Genomic DNA, 17851 nt, shown 5'->3' with positions numbered 1-17851 from the left:
GGTCTCGCGCTCGCTCGCGGCGAGCCGGCCCCGTGCGGCGGCGAGGTCGCGCTCGACCTCGGCCTGCTGCGCCCGCAGCGCGGCCTCGTCGGCGATCTCCTGCTCGAGCGTCGCGGTGAGCTGGGCGAGGTCGTCGGCGAGCAGGCGCGCCCGCGCGTCGCGCAGGTCCGCCTGGATGGTCGCGGCCTTGCGCGCGATCTCCGCCTGCCGGCCGAGCGGCCCGAGCTGGCGCCGCACCTCGGTGGTGAGGTCGGCGAGGCGCGTGAGGTTGGCCTGCATGGCGTCGAGCTTGCGGAGCGCCTTCTCCTTGCGCTTGCGGTGCTTGAGGACGCCGGCGGCCTCCTCGACGAATCCGCGCCGGTCCTCGGGCGTCGCGCGCAGGACGGCGTCGAGCTGGCCCTGCCCGACGATGACGTGCATCTCCCGACCGAGCCCGGAGTCGGACAGCAGGTCCTGGATGTCGAGCAGGCGGCACGGCGACCCGTTGATCGCGTACTCGGAGCCGCCGCTGCGGAACAGCGTGCGGGAGATCGTCACCTCGGTGTAGTCGATCGGCAGCGCCCCGTCGGCGTTGTCGATCGTCAGCGACACCTCCGCGCGTCCCAGCGGCGGGCGGCCCGCCGTCCCGGCGAAGATGACGTCCTCCATCTTGCCGCCGCGCAGCGTCTTGGCACCCTGCTCCCCCATCACCCACGCGAGCGCGTCGACGACGTTGGACTTGCCGGACCCGTTGGGCCCGACGACGCACGTCACCCCGGGCTCGAAGCTCAACGTCGTCGCGGACGCGAACGACTTGAAGCCCCGCAGGGTCAGCGTCTTGAGGTGCACGAGCCCGAGCCTAGTGCGGCCCTCCCCCGATCCCGCGCATCCGCGGGCCTCTCAGCCCAGCTCGGGGAACCAGAGCGCGATCTCGCGCGCGGCGGACTCGGGCGAGTCCGACCCGTGCACGAGGTTCTGCTGGACCTTCAGGCCCCAGTCGCGGCCGAGGTCGCCGCGGATGGTGCCGGGCGCGGCCTCGGTCGGGTTGGTGGCGCCGGCGAGCGAGCGGAACCCGGGGATGACGCCCTGGCCCTCGGCGACGACGGCGAGGATCTTGCCGGAGAGCATGAAGTCGACGAGCGGCTGGTAGAACGGCTTGCCCTCGTGCTCGGCGTAGTGCGCGGCGAGGAGCTCGGGCGTGGCGTCGAGGAGGCGGACGGCGGCGAGCGTGTAGCCCTTGGTCTCGATGCGGCGCAGGATCTCCCCGGACAGGCCGCGGCGGACGCCGTCGGGCTTGACGAGGACGAGGGTGCGCTCGATCGTTTCGGTGACTGCGGGTGCGACGTCGGTCATGGCCGCGAGCCTACCGGGACGGGCGCCGGGGCTCCGAACCGCCGTCGGTGCACGTCAGCCCGCGTTGGGCGCGGTCTCGGGGTGCGCGGCGTCGTACGCGGCGCGCTCGCGGTCGATGCGGCCGCCGAGGCGGATGGAGACGATCCAGAGGGCGACGAAGATGCCGCCGACGACGAACATCATGGGGACGACGAGCCCGAGGCCGAGCACCGGGACCTGGGCGACGGAGCCGGCGACGTAGCCGCCCGGCGTGCCGACGGCGCGCGACAGTACGACGAGGACGAGGGCGAGCGCGCCGCCGACGACCCAGACGGAGGCGCCGGGGAGCTCGAGCGGGCCGCGCGAGTACGGGACGTCGCGCAACCCGTAGGCGACGAGCGTCGCGAAGACCACGAGGAACGCCTCGAGCAGCAGCGTGGTCGAGGCGAACTGCACCTTGGCCGGCTTCTTGGGCTTGATGCGGTCGCCGGGCGACGGGCGCGCCGGCCCCGCCGCGCGGCCGTGGCGGGACGGCTGCGCGGCGGGGTCCGGGGTCGACGGGGTCGACGGGGTCGAGCTCACCTGGTCAGGATACCGGCGCGTCGCCGCGCGGCCGGTCCTCGGACGGCCCGTCGGGACCGGCCGGGCGCTCCTCGTCGCCGGACGCGTCCGCGGACCCGACGAGGGCGACGACGGGCTCGTCGTCGGCCCCCTGGGCGGTGCCGGCATCGTCGGCTGCCGCGTGGCCGGGGTCCGCCACGGCCTCGCCGCGGGCGACCATCCCGGCGACGTCGGAGAGCTTGACCTCCTTGAGGAACAGGGCGAGCACGAGGCCGAGCGCGACGAGCGGGACGAGGTACCAGAAGGCGGGCGCGAGGGCGTCGCCGAAGGCGTCGACGACCTGCGTGTGCACGGGCTCGGGCAGCTGCGAGACCACCTCGGGCGTGAGCGACGACCCGCCGTGCGCGCCGGTCGGGGCTCCGTCGGGGACGGCCAGGATGCCGTCGAGGCTGTCGGTCAGGCGCGCGGTGAAGATCGTGCTGAACAGCGCGGTGCCGACGGCCACGCCGATCTCGCGGAAGAAGTTGTTGGCGCTCGTGGCCGTCCCGATCTCGCGGGGGTCCACGGCGTTCTGCACCGCGATGACGACGGTCTGCATGACGAGGCCCATGCCTGCGCCGAGCACGAAGATCATGGCGCCGAACAGCCACATGGACATGTCGCCCGTGATGGTGGTCAGCCACACCAGGCCCGCGGTCGTCACGGCGAGGCCGACGACCGGGAAGACCTTGTACCGGCCGGTGCGCGTGATGGCGATGCCGGACGCGATGGACGTGAGCATGACCCCGGCCATCATCGGCAGCATGAGGTAGCCGGACTGCGTGACCCCGGCCCCCGTGGCCATCTGCAGGAACGTCGGCAGGAACGCGAGCGCGGAGAACATGCCCATGCCGAGCACGAGGCCGATGAGCGTGGCGATGGTGAACGTCGGGTTCTTGAACAGGTGCAGCGGGAGCAGCGGCTCGGCCGCGCGGTGCTCGGCGACGACGAACGCGGCGACCGACACGAGCGTCAGCACGACGAGCCCGCTCAGGCGCAGGTCCGACCAGTCGTAGCCGGCCCCGCCGCTGACGGACTCCCAGCTCGCGACGAGCACGATGCCCGACGTCGCGAGCACCATCGAGACGATCCCGGCCACGTCGACGGGGCGGTCGGAGCGCCGCGACGGCAGCCGGAGGGCGAACCAGGCGACGACGAACGCCGCCACGCCGACGGGGATGTTGATCCAGAAGGCCCAGCGCCAGCCCGGCCCCTCGGTGAACCAGCCGCCCATGAGCGGGCCGAGCACGGCGGCGACGCCGAACAGCGCGCCCATGGGACCCATGAACTTCCCGCGCTCCTTGGCCGGCACGATGTCGGCGATGATCGCCTGCGACAGGATCATGAGGCCGCCGCCGCCGAGGCCCTGGACGGCGCGCCACGCGACGAGCTCGGCGAAGGACTGCGCGAACCCGGCGCCCGCGGACGCCACGGTGAACAGCCCGATCGCGACGAGGAACGGCCAGCGACGTCCCCAGAGGTCGCCGAACTTGCCGTAGAGCGGCATGACGATCGCGATGGCGAGGACGTAGGCGGTGATGACCCAGCCCTGGTGCTCCACGCCGTGGAGCTCGCCGACGATCGTCGGCATCGCGGTGCCGACGATCGACTGGTCGAGGGAGGACAGGAACATCGACGCCATGAGGGCGCCGAAGATGACCCACACGGTGCGCGGGGTCAGCACGACGAGCGGGGCGCCGCCGTCGGTCGGGGCCCCGGGCGGGGAGGTCTGAGGGCTGGCCATGGGAGATTCCCGTTCGGTCGGGACGGGTGCGGCGCGCGACGGCGTGCCGTGGCCCGTCGTCGGGGTGTGCGGTGCAGGTGCGGTGGTACGGGGGTGCGGGGGCGCGCGGGTCCCGGCTCAGTCGCCGGGGTCGGGCGCGAGGAGGGAGCGCAGCTGCTCCACGACGTCGGCCAGGTGGTCGGCCGGGGTCCCTCGGCCGTCGCCGCGCTGCCACGCGATCGAGGACGCGCGCACGAGGCTCATGACGACGAGGGCGAGCAGCTCCGGGTCGGCGACGAAGGGCCGCGCCGCGCGGCGGGCGGCGAAGAGCTCGACCATCCCGGCGTGGTGCTGCTCGATCCACGCGACGTGCCGCGCGAGGAGCCGCGGCTCGCGCTGGACGAGCTCGAGCGTGCGGTGCATGCGGTCGGTGTCGACCGCCTGCTCCCCGAGGATCTCGCCGACGAGGTGAGCGACGTCGTCGAGCAGGACGCCGGTGGGGCCGCCGCGCAGGAACGCGTCGGCCGCCTCGGAGCGCACCTCGAACGGCTCGAGGCCGAGCACCGCGTCGTCCTTCGACGCGAAGTAGTTGAAGAACGTGCGCGGCGAGACGCCGACCGCGTCGCAGACGTCCTCGACGGTCACGGCGTCGAGCCCCCGGTCGAGCACGAGCCGCTGCGCCGCGTCGACCATGTCGTCCCGGCGGCGGCGCTTCTTGCGCTCGCGCAGGCCGCCCTCGGCCGGCTCGGCCCCGGGCGGGGCGTCGGTCGCGGGACGGTGCCCGGTCGCGGGCGCGCTGGAGGCCGTCGGAGTCACCCGACAATTCTGCAGTCACCGCAAACTTGCATCAACTGCATTTCTGCATGACCTGCATCACACGGCGCGCGTCAGACCTCCCCGAAGCCGCCCTCCACGGCCGCCACGACCGCGTCGAGCGCCTCGCGCGCCTGCGGGCCGTCGGCCGCCACCGTGAGCTCCTGGCCCTGCGTCGCGCCGAGCTTCATGAGCTCGAGGACGCTCGCGCCGTTCACGCCGTCGATCGTCACCGTCGCGTCGAAGCCGGCGATCATGCGCGCGAGCACGGCGGCGGGCCGGGCGTGCAGGCCGAGGGGGTTGCGCAGCGCGACCGTCGCGCTGCCGCGCCCGTCGTCCTCCGCGGTCGTCGCGCCGCCGTCCGGCCCGGGGGCTGCTGGAGCCTGGTCGCCGGGCTCCCCGGCCGGCGCGAACGTGCTCCCGGCGTGCTCGGCCGAGGCCACGACCTCGGCGAGGTCGCCGCCGCCGTGCGCCGTGACCGCGGCCGCGACGGCGCCCTCGACGAACGGCGCGTCGGCGAGCGCGACGCGGCCGTCGAGGCCGTCCTCCACGTCGAGGACCGACTCGACCGTCATCACCGCGGAGCCGAGGTCGGCGAGCACCACGACGCCACCGGCGGCCCGCAGGGCCTCCGCGACCGCGCCCGAGACGCGGTCGTAGCTCGTGCCGAGACCGCCGTCGTCCGTGCCTCCCGCGGCGAGCAGGAGGACCCCGGGCGCCATCTGCGCCGCGAGCTCGACCGTGCCCTGGGCCAGGCGCTGGGAGTGGGAGACGAGGACCAGGGCGATGCGGGCTCGGGCCGGCGTGGTCGCCGCGCCCGCCGGGGCCCCGGCCGTCACTCCTCCTCCCCCGTCCCGGCCGCGGCGTCGCGGGCCGCCTCGAGCAGGATCGCGGTCGACGTCGCCCCGGGGTCCTGGTGCCCGGCGCTGCGCTCGCCCAGGTAGCTGGCGCGACCCTTGGTCGCGACGAGGGGCACGGTGGACGCGGCACCGGCGCGGGCGGCCTCGGCGGCCACGGCGAGCACCTGCTCCGTCGAGGCGCCCTCGTGCGCCGCGGCCTCGGCCGCGTCGACGGCGGGCTGCCACGCGTCGACCATCGTCTTCTCCCCCACGACGGCCTTGCCGCGCGCGGCGATGCCCTCCAGGGCGCCCTCGAGGAGCGCCACGACGCCCTGCGCGTCGAGCCGGGCGAGGCCCGTCACCTTCGCGGCGCGCAGGTAGGCGGTGCCGTAGAGCGGCCCCGACGCGCCGCCGACCGACGACATCAGCGTCGTCGCGACGAGCTTGAGGACGTCGCCGATCTGGTCCGGCGGGTCGGTCGCGTCGAGCTTCGCGACCACGGCGCGGAAGCCCCGGTCGAGGTTCGCCCCGTGGTCGCCGTCACCGATCTGGCGGTCCAGCTCCGTCAGCTCGTCCTTCGCCTCCGCGATCCGCTCGGCGCTCAGCCGAGCCCAGCGGTCCGCCCACGCGACGTCCAGCGTCATGCCCCACCTCTCCTCGCCTGCGGGCCGGCGGGAGGGCCGGCCCCGGAGACCGCACGTGCACGTGACGACCGGCCGTCACCAGTGCAGCGCGGGCGTGCGGACGGGAGCGTCCCACAACGTGGTCAGCTCGTCGTCCAGGCGCAGCACCGTGACGGACGCGCCCTGCATCTCGAGCGACGTGACGTAGTTCCCGACGAGCGACCGCGTGACCCGCACGCCGCGCTCCTCGAGCAGCCTCCGCGCTCGACGATAGACGACGTAGAGCTCCGACAGCGGCGTGCCCCCCATTCCGTTAACGAACAGCAACACGTCCTCGCCGCCGCCCAGCCCGAGGTCGTCGGCGACCGGGTCGAGCAGCATGCGCGTGACCTCGTCGGCGGGGGCGACGGGCACGCGACGCCGCCCGGGCTCGCCGTGGATGCCGATGCCGACCTCGATCTCGTCCTCGCCGAGGTCGAAGCTCGGCCTGCCGACGTGCGGGACGGTGCACGCGGTGAGCGCGACGCCCATCGAGCGCACGTTCTCCACGACGCGCCGTGCGACGCCCGCGACGGCGTCGAGGTCGTCCCCGCGCTCCGCGGCGGCGCCCGCGATCTTCTCGACGCACACGGTCCCCGCGACGCCGCGGCGCCCGGCGGTGTAGAGCGAGTCCTCGACCGCGACGTCGTCGTCGACGAGCACGCTCTCGACACGCGTGCCCTCAGCCTCGACGAGCTCGACGGCGGTCTCGAAGTTCAGCACGTCGCCCGTGTAGTTCTTGACGATCGCGAGGACCCCCGCGCCCGAGTCCGCCGCCTGCAGCGCGGGCGCGACCTGGTCGGGCGTCGGCGACGTGAACACGGCACCGGGTACCGCGGCGTCGAGCATGCCGAGCCCCACGAAGCCGCCGTGGAGGGGCTCGTGACCCGAACCGCCGCCCGACACGAGACCGACCTTGCCGGCCACCGCACCTCCCGCCCGGGTGACGTAGGGCGGGTCCAGGTGGATCGCGACGAGGTCGGCGTGCGCCTGTCCGAAGCCCTCGAGGGACTCCGCCACCGCGTCCTGGGGGTCGTTGAGCAGCTTCTTCACCGTCGTTCCCTCCGTCGAGTCCGGCGGCACCCGCCTCCCCTGACGGTCGAGACGGCCGGAGACGCGGTCCGCTGGGACCCATGAAACACCGCGGGCGACGCGAGTGCACGGCGGCGCTCCGGGCGCTCGCACGTACGCTCACACGTAGTAGAGCGCGACCCGGTTGCCGTCGACCACGCGTACGTCGACCTCGGTGCCGTACACGTCGCGCAGCACCTCCGGCCGCACGACCTGCTCCGGCGTCCCCTGCGCGACGACCCGCCCGTCGCGCATCGCGACGATGCGGTCGGACCAGCACGACGCGAAGTTCACGTCGTGCAGCACCGCGACCACGGTCTTGCCCAGGTCGTCGGCGGCGGCGCGCACGAGGCGCATCATGCCCCGCGCGTGGCGCAGGTCCAGGTTGTTCAGCGGCTCGTCGAGCAGCACGTACCGCGTGTCCTGCGCGAGGACCATCGCGACGAACGCCCGCTGGCGCTGCCCGCCCGAGAGCTCGTCGAGATAGCGGCCCGCCAGGCCCTCGAGGTCGAGGTACTCCAGCGCGGCGTCGACGTGGCGCTCGTCCTCGGCCGTCGTGCGCCCCTGGGAGTGCGGGTAGCGGCCGAACGTCACGAGGTCGCGGACGGTGAGCCGGACGGTCAGGTGGTTGTCCTGGCGCAGGATGCCGAGGCGCCGGGCGAGCACCGGCCCGGGCGTCGTGCGCACGTCGTCGCCGTCGACCGTGACGCGCCCGCCCTCGGCGGGCAGCAGCCGCGCGACGACGGACAGCATGGTGGACTTCCCCGCACCGTTCGGCCCGATGATGGACACGACGCCCCCGGCGGGGAGCTCGAGGTCGACGCCGTCGACGACGACGCTCGTCCCGTACCGCTTGGTCAGCTCCTCGAGGCGGATCACCGGCGCCTCCCCGCGGCGACCAGCATGGCGATGAACACGATCCCTCCCAGGAACTCGACGACGACGCTGAGCACGGCGGCCTGGTCGAGGACGTGCTCGAGCACCGCCTGGCCACCGACGAGGACGACCACGGCGAGCAGGCTCGCCGCGGGCAGGTTGACGACGTGGCGGTGCGACCCGGTCAGCACGTAGGCGAGGTTCGCCACGAGCAGGCCGAAGAACGTCACCGGGCCGACGAGCGCCGTCGAGGCGGACACGAGCACCGCGACGACGACGAGCGTGCGCAGCACGACGCGCCGGTGGTCGACGCCGAGCGCGACGGCCGTGGGGCGCCCCAGCGCGAGCACGTCGAGCTCGCGGTGGCCGCGCAGCAGCACCGCGATGCCGGCGGCGACGAGCACGGCCGTCGCGACGAGCAGCCGCTCGTCGAGAGTGCTGAAGCTCGCGAACAGCCGGGACTGCAGGACCGTGAACTCGTTCGGGTCCAGCATGCGCTGCAGCAGCGACGAGACGCTGCGGAACATCGTGCCGAGCACCACGCCGACGAGCACGAGCAGGTGCAGGCTGCGCCGCGCGCCGCCGAACAGCCAGGTGAACAGGGCGGTCGACAGCACGACCATGACGACGAGCACGCCGCCGAACTGCACGGTCGCCGGGACCGCGGCCAGCGCGAGGCTGCCGAGGCCGAACACCGCGACGGTCTGCACGAGCTGGTACAGCGCGTCGAAGCCCATGATCGACGGCGTGAGGATGCGGTTGTCCGTCAGCGTCTGGAACACGACGGTCGAGGCGGCGATCGCCACGCCGACGACGACGAGGCCCGCGAGGCGACGGCCACGGAACGGCAGGACGAACTCCCAGCCGCCCTGCACGCCGAGGACGAGGTAGGTCGCGGCGGCGGCGAGCGCGAGGACGGCGAGCACCACGAGGACGACGACCTCGCGGCGCCGCCCCAGGTCGCGAAGAGCACGAACGGCGCGGCCGGCGCGCGCGGGCGCAGGAGCGAGCAGGTCAGCCGACACGGGCGGACCTCCGCAGCAGGAGCCAGAGGAACGCCGCCGCGCCGAGCACGCCCATGACCACGCCGACCGGGATCTCGTACGGGTACCGCAGCACGCGCCCGAGGACGTCGCAGACCAGGACGAGGCCCGCGCCGAGCAGCGCGACCCACGGCAGCGAGCGGCGCAGGTTGTCGCCCGCGAGCATGCTCACCACGTTGGGCACGACGAGCCCGAGGAAGGGCAGCGACCCGACGACCACCACGACGACGGCGCTCGACGTCGCCACGACCGCGAGGCCGACGGCGAGCACGAGCCCGTAGCGCAGGCCGAGCGACGTCGCGACGTCGCGCCCCATGCCCGCGACCGTGAACCGGTCGGCGACGAGGTACACGACGACCACGAGCGCGGCGACCGCCCACAGCAGCTCGTACCGCCCGGCGACCACGCCGGAGAAGTCCCCGGTCATCCACGCCGAGAGCGTCTGGAGCAGGTCGTGGCGGTACGCGAGGTACGTCGAGACGGCGGCGACCACGCCCGAGAGCATGATCCCGACGAGCGGGACGGTGACGATCGAGCGGACCGGCACGGCCCGCAGCACGAGCAGGAACAGCGCCGTGCCGGCGAGCGCGAAGGCCGTCGCGACGAGGAGCTTGCCGGGGACGGCGAGCCCCGGCGCCGCGATCGTCACGACGAGCAGGCCCAGGCCGGCGGACTCGGTGGTGCCGACGGTCGACGGCTCGACGAACCGGTTGCGCACGAGCATCTGCATGACGACGCCCGTCACCGCCATCGCGGCGCCCGCGAGGAGCACCGAGGCGGTGCGGGGCAGGCGCGACAGGAGCAGCAGGTCGCGCGCGTGACCGTCGCCCGCCCACAGGGACGCGGGCGTCACGTCGCTGACGCCGACGAACGTCGACGCGACCGCCGTGAGCACGAGCGCGACGAGGGCACCGCCGACCGTCAGCACGCGCCGGGCGGCGGGCGAGGCAGGCCGTCGGGCGCCCGCGACCGCCGGCGCGGCGAGGGCCGCGTCGGCGGTCGGGGCGGAGGAAGGAGCTGTCACGAGGTCGCGCCGGGGCTCACGCGGCGCCGTCGAGCGCCGCGCCGACCTCCTCGGCCATCGCGGTCAGCGTCGGCACGCCGCCGTTGATGATGTACCACGTGGTCGGGTCGAGGTAGACGACCTGGTCCTGCTGCCACGCCGTGGTGCGGTGGACCACCTCGTTGTCGAGGACCTGCTCGGCGTTCTGCGTGCCCTCGCCGGTCGCGGCGTCGCGGTCGACGACGAACAGCCAGTCGGGGTCGGTCTCCAGCAGGAACTCGAACGAGACGGCCTCGCCGTGCGTCGCCGCCTCGACGTCCTCGACGGCGGGCGTGAGCCCGAGCGAGTCGTGCAGGAAGCCGAAGCGCGAGCCGGGACCGTACGCGGTGACCTCCCCGCCCGAGGTGAGCACGACGAGCGCGGTCCCGGCGGACTCCGCCTTGTCCTGGACGTCGGCGACCGCCGCGTCGAGGTCCTCGACGAGGCCGTCGACCTCGTCCTCGGCGCCGAACACCGGCGCGAGGGTCTCGGCGTTGGCGACGACGGAGTCCTGGAAGCTCGTCCAGTCGTTCGACAGGTCGATGGTGGGCGCGATCTCGCTCAGCTGCGGGTACGCCTCGGACGAGCGGCCGGCCACGATGATGAGGTCGGGCTGCTCGGCGGCGACGAGCTCGTAGTCCGGCTCGAACAGCGTGCCGATGTCCTGCACGTCCTCGTCGTCCGCGTACTGCGAGAACGCCTCCGGCACGTTCTGCTTGGGCACGCCCGCGACCTCGACGCCGAGCGCGTCGAGCACCGAGAGCGCCGCGAAGTCGTAGGTGAAGACCTTCTGCGGGTCGACGTCGACCTCCGTCTCGCCCTGGGCGTGCTCGACGACGACCGTGGCCGGGGCGTCGTCGGCCGCCGCCTCCGTGGCGGCCCCGTCCGCCGCGTCGGCCGACCCGGTGGACGCGCACGCGGAGGCGACGAGGAGGACGCCGGCGAGCGCGGCGGTGGCACGGACGGTGCGGGACGCCCCGAGGGCGCGCGGGATGTTCACGGGTGGACTCCGGGATCAGGAAGTAGGTGAGGCTCACCTGAGCGAGCTGCCACCACTATAGGTAAGCCTTACCTGCTTCCTGTACCAGCGTCCCGGCATCCGGTCGTGCGATGCGTCACACGCGGCGCGGCCCTCAGCCTCGCCCGAGCAGGATGCGCGCGTCCGCCACGGTGACGACGGAGCCCGTGACGAGCACCCCGGTCCCGCTGCCGACGCCGACCGGGTCGGCCGCCTCGGCGAGGTCGACCGCGACCTGCAGCGCCTCGTCGAGCGACTCCGCGCTGCGCACCCGGTCCTCGCCGAACACGTCCGCCGCGAGCTCGGCGAGCTCGGTGACGTCGGCCGAGCGGTCCGAGCTGTTGCGCGTGACGACGACCTCCGCGAGGACCGGCTCGAGCGCCGCGAGCAGCGCCTCGGCGTCCTTGTCCCCCATGATGCCGACGACGCCGACGAGGTGGCGGAAGTCGAACGCCTCGTCGAGCGCGGCGACGAGCGCCTCCGCACCGGCGGCGTTGTGCGCGGCGTCGACGAGCACGGTCGGGCTCGACCGCACGACCTCGAGGCGCCCCGGCGACGACACGTCGGCGAACGCGGCCTCGACGACCGCGCCGTCGAGCGCACGACCGCCGAGCAGCGTCTCGACGGCGGTGAGACCGAGGAGCGCGTTGTGCGCCTGGTGGGCGCCGTGCAGCGGCAGGAACACCTCGGTGTACAGGGCGGCCGGGGTGCGCAGGTCGAGCAGCTGCCCGGCCACGGCGACCTGGCGCGACGCGACCTCGAGGTCGACCCCTTCGCGCAGCACCCGCGCGCCGACCTGGCGCGCCCGGTCGAGCAGCACCTCGAGCACCTCGGGCTCCTGCTCGGCGACGACGGCGGTCGCGCCCTCCTTGACGATCCCCGCCTTGTTGTCGGCGATCTCCTCGAGGGTGCTGCCGAGCCAGCGCTCGTGGTCGTGCGCGACGGGCGTGACCACCGCGACCTCGCCGTCCACGACGTTGGTCGAGTCCCACGTGCCGCCGAGGCCGACCTCGACCACGGCGACGTCGACGGGCGCGTCCGCGAACGCCGCGAACGCCATGACGGTGAGCACCTCGAAGAAGCTGAGGCGCGGCCCGCCCTCCTCCTGCGACTCGCGGTCCACGACGCCGACGTACGGCGCGACGTCCTCCCAGACCTCCACGAACCGGCGTGCGCTCAGGGGCTCGCCGTCGACCTGGATGCGCTCGGTGACGCTCGTCAGGTGCGGGCTCGTGAAGAGCCCGGTGCGCAGGCCGTGCTCACGCACGAGCCGCTCGGCGACGCGCGCCGTCGAGCTCTTGCCGTTCGTCCCGGTGACGTGCACGACGCGGTAGGCGCGGTGCGGGTCGCCGAGCAGCTCGAGGACGCGCTGCACGCGCGCGAGCGTCGGGTCGATGTCGTGCTCGGGCGCGCGCGACATGATGTGCGCGTAGACGTCCTTGAGGTCGTCGAGCGCGGCCGCGTCCTCCGCCGCCTCGCGCGCCGCGGCGCCCGCAGGCTTCTTCCGGTCCTTCGCGCTCACGCCGTCGCCTCCCCCGCCGTCACGCGCTCGACGCGGACCGCGCGCTCGTCGCCGTCCACCGCCGTGACTCGCACGTCGACGGCGAGCGTCTCGCGCGCGACGAGGTCACGGTGCTCCTCGACCGCCGCGAGCCACCCCTGCGGCACGTCGAGCGCGAGTCGGATGCGGTCGGCCACGTCGAGCCCGGCGGCCTTGCGCGCGTCCTGGACGTCGCGGACGACGTCGCGCGCGTAGCCCTCCGCGAGCAGCGCGTCGTCGAGCGCGAGGTCGAGCACGACGAACCCGCCGCCGGCGAGCACCGCGGCCGCGACCGTCGGACCGTCGGCACTCTCGTCGGCCTCGCGGGCCGCGACGACGGTCGTCAGCTCGTACTCGGCGGGCAGCAGCGCGACCTCGCCGTCGTCGGTCGTCACGACGACCTCGCCCGCGTCGTCCACGCGCCACGCACCCGCCTTCGAGGCCTTGATGACGGCCTGGACGCCGCGCCCCAGGCGCGGGCCCGCGGCGCGCGCGTTGACCGCGAGGCGCTGCGTGACGCCGAACCGCTCGGCGGCGTCCGAGTCCGTGGACTCGAGCGCGACGGCCTTGACGTTGAGCTCGCGGGCGAGCAGGTCCGTGTACGGCGCGAGGGCGTCCGGGTCGTCGACGACGACCGTCAGGCGCGCGAGCGGCTGGCGCACGCGCAGCTGGTGCGCCTTGCGCAGGCCGAGCGCGGCCGACGCGACGGAGCGCACCTCGTCCATCGCGGCGACGAGCGCGTCGTCGGCGACGAGGCCGGCCTCGGGGACGTGGCGGACGGCGACCGCGTAGCGCCCCTCGGTGCCCTCGTGCCGCTCTCCGACCTCCTCCGTGGTGGCGGGCCAGTCTGCGAGGTGGACGGACCGGCCACCCGTGAGGCCGCGCCAGACCTCCTCGGTTAGGAGCGGCGCGAGCGGCGCCATGACCCGTGTGAGCGTCTCGAGCGCGGTGTAGAGCGTGTCGAAGGCGTCGGCGTCCTCGGCCCAGAACCGGTCGCGCTGAGTGCGGACGTACCAGTTGGTGAGCACGTCGAGGTGCTCGCGCACCGACTCGCACGCGCCGGCGATGTCGTACGCGTCGAGCTGCCCGGTGACGCGCGCGACGAGGTCGTGCGTGCGCGCGAGCAGGTAGCGGTCGAGCGCCGGCAGGCCCGGCACGCGCTCCGGCGCGACGCGCTGCGCCACGTACCCGCCGTCGGTCCCCGTGCCCTCCGGCCCGGTCGCCCCCTCACCGCGCGCCTGTGCCTTGGAGCTGTTCGCGTACAGGGTGAAGAAGTAGTAGGTGCTCCACAGCGGCAGGAGGACCTGGCGCACGGCGTCGCGGATCCCGTCCTCGGTGACGACGAGGTTGCCGCCGCGCAGGATGGGCGAGCTCATGAGGAACCAGCGCATCGCGTCGGAGCCGTCGCGGTCGAAGACCTCGTTGACGTCCGGGTAGTTGCGCAGCGACTTGCTCATCTTGCGCCCGTCCGAGCCGAGCACGATGCCGTGCGAGACCGCGGTGCGGAACGCGGGCCGGTCGAAGAGCGCCGTCGCGAGGACGTGCAGCGTGTAGAACCAGCCGCGCGTCTGGCCGATGTACTCGACGATGAAGTCGCCCGGGTTGTGGTGCTCGAACCAGTCGGCGTTCTCGAACGGGTGGTGCACCTGCGCGTAGGGCATCGACCCGGAGTCGAACCACACGTCGAGGACGTCCTCGACGCGGCGCATCGTCGAGCGGCCGGTCGGGTCGTCCGGGTTGGGGCGCGTGAGGCGGTCGACGTACGGGCGGTGCAGGTCCGGCTCGCCCTTCTCGTTGCGCGGCAGCGTGCCGAAGTCGCGCTCGATCTCTTCGAACGAGCCGTAGACGTCGACGCGCGGGTGCTGCGGGTCGTCCGACTTCCACACGGGCACGGGGCTGCCCCAGAAGCGGTTGCGCGTGATCGACCAGTCGCGTGCGTTCTCCAGCCACTTGCCGAACTGGCCGTGCTGGATGTGGTCGGGCGTCCACGCGATCTGCTCGTTGAGCTCGACCATGCGGTCCTTGAAGCGCGAGACCGCGACGAACCACGAGGAGACGCCCATGTAGATGAGCGGCTGACGGCAGCGCCAGCAGTGCGGGTAGGAGTGCGCGTACGACTCGCGGCGCAGCAGGACCGTGCCCTCGGTCACGGCTCCGACGGCGAGGTCCGGGACCTCCTGCTCGTTCCTGGTCGCGGCGTCGCGGCGCGTGCGGCCCTTGAGGTGGTCGATGATGAGGGCGTTCGCGTCGAACACCTGCAGCGACTCGTAGTCGACGACGGGGAACGTGAACTTCCCGTCGGGGCCGACGGGCATGACGGGCTCGATGCCCTCGCGGTCGGACACCACCTTGTCGTCCTCGCCGAACGCGCCGGCGCCGTGCACGAGGCCGGTGCCGTCCGTCGTCGTGACGAAGTCCGCCTCGACGACGCGGTGCGCGTTGGGGTGCCCCGCGTAGTAGGAGAACGGCGGGGTGTAGGAGCGCCCGACGAGGTCGGAGCCCTTGAGGCGCTCGACGACCTGCGACGCGAGCTCGCCCTCGGCGCCGTCCGCCCCGGCGTCCGTGAGCTCGCGCGCGTACGCCTCCAGGCGCGCCTCGGCGATGACGTACCGCTCCTTGACGCCGGTCGCGGACGACTCGACGACGACGTAGTCGACGTCCGGGCCGACCATGACGACGAGGTTGGAGGGCAGCGTCCACGGCGTCGTCGTCCACACGAGCGCGAGCTCGCCGGTCTCCAGGCGCAGGCCGACGGTGACGGCCGGGTCCTGGCGCACCTGGTAGACGTCGTCGTCCATGCGCAGCTCGTGGTTGGACAGCGGCGTCTGGTCGTTCCAGCAGTACGGCAGGACGCGGAAGCCCTCGTACACGAGGCCCTTGTCGTGCAGCGACTTGAACGCCCACAGCACCGACTCCATGAACGTGGGGTCGAGCGTCTTGTAGTCGTCCTCGAAGTCGACCCAGCGCGCCTGGCGCGTCACGTACTCGCGCCACTCGCCCGTGTACTTGAGCACCGAGGTGCGGCACGCGTCGTTGAACCGCTCGATGCCGAGCTCGAGGATCTCCTCCTTGGTCTTGATCCCGAGCTGGTCCATCGCCTCGAGCTCGGCCGGCAGGCCGTGCGTGTCCCAGCCGAAGCGGCGCTCGACGTGGCGCCCGCGCATCGTCTGGTAGCGCGGGACGACGTCCTTCGCGTACCCGGTGAGCAGGTGCCCGTAGTGCGGCAGGCCGTTGGCGAACGGCGGGCCGTCGTAGAAGACGAACTCGTTGCTGCCGTTCTCGCCGGCGGGGTTGCGCTCGACGGACGCGCGGAACGTGTCGTCCGCGTCCCAGTACGCGAGGACGTCGCGCTCGATCGCGGGCAGGTCCGGCGACGCGGGGATGCCGAACGACGCGCCCGGCTGGTGGCCGGTCGGGTCGGTGCTCGGGGCGCGGTGCAGCGGGTAGGCCATGGTTCGACGGCTCCGGTGGGTGCGGGACGGCGGGGGTTCCGCCGCGGTGGTACGGGTCGGTCGTGCTCGTGCGAGGACGACTCCCCCACCCGTGCGGGTGCGGTCGCCGCGGTACCACCTCGCTTGCCGGCGCGTGCGCGCCGACCGCTCGTCGAAGGCTGTGACGGGCCTGCCCCGTCCGGTTCTACTGAGGACCGCGCCGGCGGCGTCTACGACTGCGCGACGGCGCTGGTCCCGTTCTTCCGGAGGCTCACCGGTGATGGCCGGGTCGATGCCTGTGCGTCCATGGTAGCGGGGGTGCGCGGGCGCGTCCGGCGCCGCGCGCTGAAGGCGTCGATGTCGCGCGCGACGAGCCACTCGACGGTCAGGGGCGGCGTCGCGCTCGCCGGGGCGGGCGCCGGCTGACCGGGGTGGGCCGGGCGGGCCGCCGCGGTGGCGCGGGCCTGGGTGGCGCGGTCCTGGGTGGTGCGGGCCTGGGTGGTGTTGAGGTGCTGGGCGGTGGTGCCGGGGAGGTACATGGCGTGATCTCGCGTCCTGCAGGTGACGGGCGTCGGGGTGCAGACCGGCGTCACGCGCCCGGGTCATCGGTCCGTCGGCGGACCGGTGGCGGGTGCGGGAGGTCGGCGACCGTCGCGCCCCGGTGCCCTCGAGGGGTCGGTACCTCAGGAGGGAGGGGCGAGGTGCTGCTCGCGGACACCTGGTCGGCTGCGCGTGGCGCCGCGAGCCGTCAACAACAGGACGGCGCGGAGGCGACCTGCGGGCGCACGAGGACGAGCGGGGTGCTCGTGGGGCGCGCGGTCGAGGTCACGCCGACATGGTGCCAGGCCCCGTGCCGCTGCGCCAGCACCGTCCGCGGGCCGGGCGCACCGGACGGCGGCTCAGCGGACGGACACCTCGACGTCGTGCCGGCCGCTCGCGCCGTCGGGGACGGGCGGGGCGACGTCCGCGGTCTGGACGGTGCCGTCGGCGTCGGTCGCCCGGACCGTCAGCCGGTGGTCCCCCGCGGTCGCGTCCCACGCGTACGACCACTGCCGCCACGTGTCCGGCCCCACGGTCGCGGCGAGCGTCGCCGCCTCCCACGGGCCGTCGTCGACCTGCACCTCGACCGCCGCGATCCCGGTGTGCTGCGCCCACGCGACGCCCGCGACCGTCACGCGCCCCGCGTCGACGGACGCCCCTGCGCGCGGCGTGTCGATGCGCGAGGCGAGCTTGATCGGCCCGCGCTCGGACCAGCCGCGCGTCGACCAGTAGGCGACGTCGTCGGCGAACGTCGTGACCCTCAGCTCCGTGACCCACTTCGTCGCCGACACGTACCCGTACAGGCCCGGGACCACGAGGCGCGCCGGGAAGCCGTGCTCGGGCGGCAGCGGCTCCCCGTTCATCCCCACGGCGAGGAGGCTCGCGCGGTCGGGGTCGGTGAGGACGTCGAGCGGCGTGCTCGCGGTCCAGCCGTCCGCGCTCGTGGACAGCACCATGTCGGCGCCCTCGCGAACCCCGGCCCGGGCGAGGAGGTCGCGCACCGGGTACCCGAGCCAGCGGGCGTTGCCGACGAGGTCCCCGCCGACCTCGTTCGACACGCACGTGAGCGTCACGTGGTGCTCGACCAGCGGCAGCGCGAGCAGCTCGTCGAACGTGATCTCGAACGGCTCGTCGACCAGCCCGGAGACGCGCAGCGTCCACGAGCCGGGGTCGACCTGCGGCACGCGCAGCGCCGTGTCGATGCGGTAGAAGCCGTCGTTCGGCGTGACGTAGGGCGCGAGGCCCGGGACGCCGAGGTCGGCGCCCGCGGGCACGGGCGGAGCGGGCGTCGCCGGGGCGGGCAGGCGCAGCGCGTCCCGGGCGGCGGTCACGACGCGGGTGC

The 17851-nt window shown here is 74.1% G+C and carries 16 protein-coding genes; all 16 read right to left on the bottom strand.

The features are described from left to right. Positions 1 to 828, bottom strand: an 828-nt coding sequence (locus JZ5iCDA_RS08600) for a chromosome segregation SMC family protein (RefSeq protein ID WP_171905327.1), incomplete at its 3' end; no start/stop codon positions are given. 51 nt (positions 829 to 879) lie between these two features. Then, positions 880 to 1332 (bottom strand): nucleoside-diphosphate kinase, encoded by a 453-nt coding sequence (gene ndk / locus JZ5iCDA_RS08595; RefSeq protein WP_069386801.1) that lies wholly within the window; start codon positions 1330 to 1332, stop codon positions 880 to 882. Positions 1333 to 1386: 54 nt separating this feature from the next. After that, entirely contained in the window at positions 1387 to 1893 is a 507-nt protein-coding gene (locus tag JZ5iCDA_RS18350) for a DUF4233 domain-containing protein (RefSeq protein ID WP_171905325.1), read from the bottom strand. A gap of 4 nt (positions 1894 to 1897) precedes the next feature. Next, positions 1898 to 3655: an MDR family MFS transporter gene (locus tag JZ5iCDA_RS08585; RefSeq protein ID WP_069386800.1), complete on the bottom strand. Its 1758-nt coding sequence runs from the start codon at positions 3653 to 3655 to the stop codon at positions 1898 to 1900. Positions 3656 to 3772: 117 nt separating this feature from the next. Further along, on the bottom strand, positions 3773 to 4450 hold the full coding sequence (locus tag JZ5iCDA_RS08580) for a TetR/AcrR family transcriptional regulator (RefSeq protein ID WP_253182017.1): 678 nt from the start codon (positions 4448 to 4450) through the stop codon (positions 3773 to 3775). Positions 4451 to 4521: 71 nt separating this feature from the next. Beyond that, a complete protein-coding gene (gene dhaM / locus JZ5iCDA_RS08575) occupies positions 4522 to 5286 on the bottom strand; it encodes a dihydroxyacetone kinase phosphoryl donor subunit DhaM (protein ID WP_069386799.1) in 765 nt (254 codons plus the stop codon). Further along, the gene (gene dhaL, locus JZ5iCDA_RS08570; RefSeq protein WP_069386798.1) at positions 5283 to 5930 is read right to left on the bottom strand and encodes a dihydroxyacetone kinase subunit DhaL; all 648 of its coding nucleotides are present in this window, start codon (positions 5928 to 5930) and stop codon (positions 5283 to 5285) included. Before dhaL ends, dhaM begins: the two co-directional genes overlap by 4 nt. Positions 5931 to 6005: 75 nt before the next feature. Continuing rightward, on the bottom strand, positions 6006 to 7001 hold the full coding sequence (dhaK, locus tag JZ5iCDA_RS08565; protein WP_069386804.1) for a dihydroxyacetone kinase subunit DhaK: 996 nt from the start codon (positions 6999 to 7001) through the stop codon (positions 6006 to 6008). A gap of 138 nt (positions 7002 to 7139) precedes the next feature. After that, on the bottom strand, positions 7140 to 7898 hold the full coding sequence (locus tag JZ5iCDA_RS08560; protein ID WP_069386797.1) for an iron ABC transporter ATP-binding protein: 759 nt from the start codon (positions 7896 to 7898) through the stop codon (positions 7140 to 7142). Further along, entirely contained in the window at positions 7895 to 8920 is a 1026-nt protein-coding gene (locus JZ5iCDA_RS08555) for an iron chelate uptake ABC transporter family permease subunit (RefSeq protein ID WP_216093422.1), read from the bottom strand. Before JZ5iCDA_RS08555 ends, JZ5iCDA_RS08560 begins: the two co-directional genes overlap by 4 nt. Beyond that, a complete protein-coding gene (locus JZ5iCDA_RS08550) occupies positions 8910 to 9962 on the bottom strand; it encodes an ABC transporter permease (protein ID WP_083259814.1) in 1053 nt (350 codons plus the stop codon). The genes JZ5iCDA_RS08555 and JZ5iCDA_RS08550 overlap by 11 nt, the downstream gene beginning before the upstream one ends. Before the next feature lie 16 nt (positions 9963 to 9978). Further along, on the bottom strand, positions 9979 to 10980 hold the full coding sequence (locus tag JZ5iCDA_RS08545; protein WP_216093421.1) for a siderophore ABC transporter substrate-binding protein: 1002 nt from the start codon (positions 10978 to 10980) through the stop codon (positions 9979 to 9981). A 133-nt stretch (positions 10981 to 11113) separates the two neighbouring features. Beyond that, positions 11114 to 12520, bottom strand: a complete 1407-nt coding sequence (locus tag JZ5iCDA_RS08540) for a bifunctional folylpolyglutamate synthase/dihydrofolate synthase (protein WP_069386795.1) — start codon at positions 12518 to 12520, stop codon at positions 11114 to 11116. Next, positions 12517 to 15990, bottom strand: coding sequence for an isoleucine--tRNA ligase (ileS, locus tag JZ5iCDA_RS08535; RefSeq protein WP_069386794.1), 3474 nt, complete (start codon positions 15988 to 15990; stop codon positions 12517 to 12519). Before ileS ends, JZ5iCDA_RS08540 begins: the two co-directional genes overlap by 4 nt. A 209-nt stretch (positions 15991 to 16199) precedes the next feature. Continuing rightward, on the bottom strand, positions 16200 to 16508 hold the full coding sequence (locus JZ5iCDA_RS08530) for a hypothetical protein (protein WP_069386793.1): 309 nt from the start codon (positions 16506 to 16508) through the stop codon (positions 16200 to 16202). A 360-nt stretch (positions 16509 to 16868) separates the two neighbouring features. Next, a partial coding sequence (locus JZ5iCDA_RS08525) for a molybdopterin-dependent oxidoreductase (RefSeq protein ID WP_171905326.1) occupies positions 16869 to 17851 on the bottom strand: 983 nt, incomplete at its 5' end.

It is taken from the genome of Cellulosimicrobium cellulans, assembly GCF_001722485.1.
Taxonomy (GTDB): Bacteria; Actinomycetota; Actinomycetes; order Actinomycetales; family Cellulomonadaceae; genus Cellulosimicrobium; species Cellulosimicrobium cellulans_A.
The sequence above is the reverse complement of the archived record's forward strand: the minus strand, read 5'-3'. Positions and strand labels throughout refer to the sequence as shown.

Excerpts from the sequence above, each read along its gene's own strand:
- ndk (WP_069386801.1), bottom strand. The coding sequence starts at position 1,332 with ATGACCGACGTCGCACCCGCAGTCACCGAAACGATCGAGCGCACCCTC.
- JZ5iCDA_RS08585 (WP_069386800.1), bottom strand. The coding sequence starts at position 3,655 with ATGGCCAGCCCTCAGACCTCCCCGCCCGGGGCCCCGACCGACGGCGGC.
- dhaL (WP_069386798.1), bottom strand. The coding sequence starts at position 5,930 with ATGACGCTGGACGTCGCGTGGGCGGACCGCTGGGCTCGGCTGAGCGCC.
- ileS (WP_069386794.1), bottom strand. The coding sequence starts at position 15,990 with ATGGCCTACCCGCTGCACCGCGCCCCGAGCACCGACCCGACCGGCCAC.
- JZ5iCDA_RS08530 (WP_069386793.1), bottom strand. The coding sequence starts at position 16,508 with ATGTACCTCCCCGGCACCACCGCCCAGCACCTCAACACCACCCAGGCC.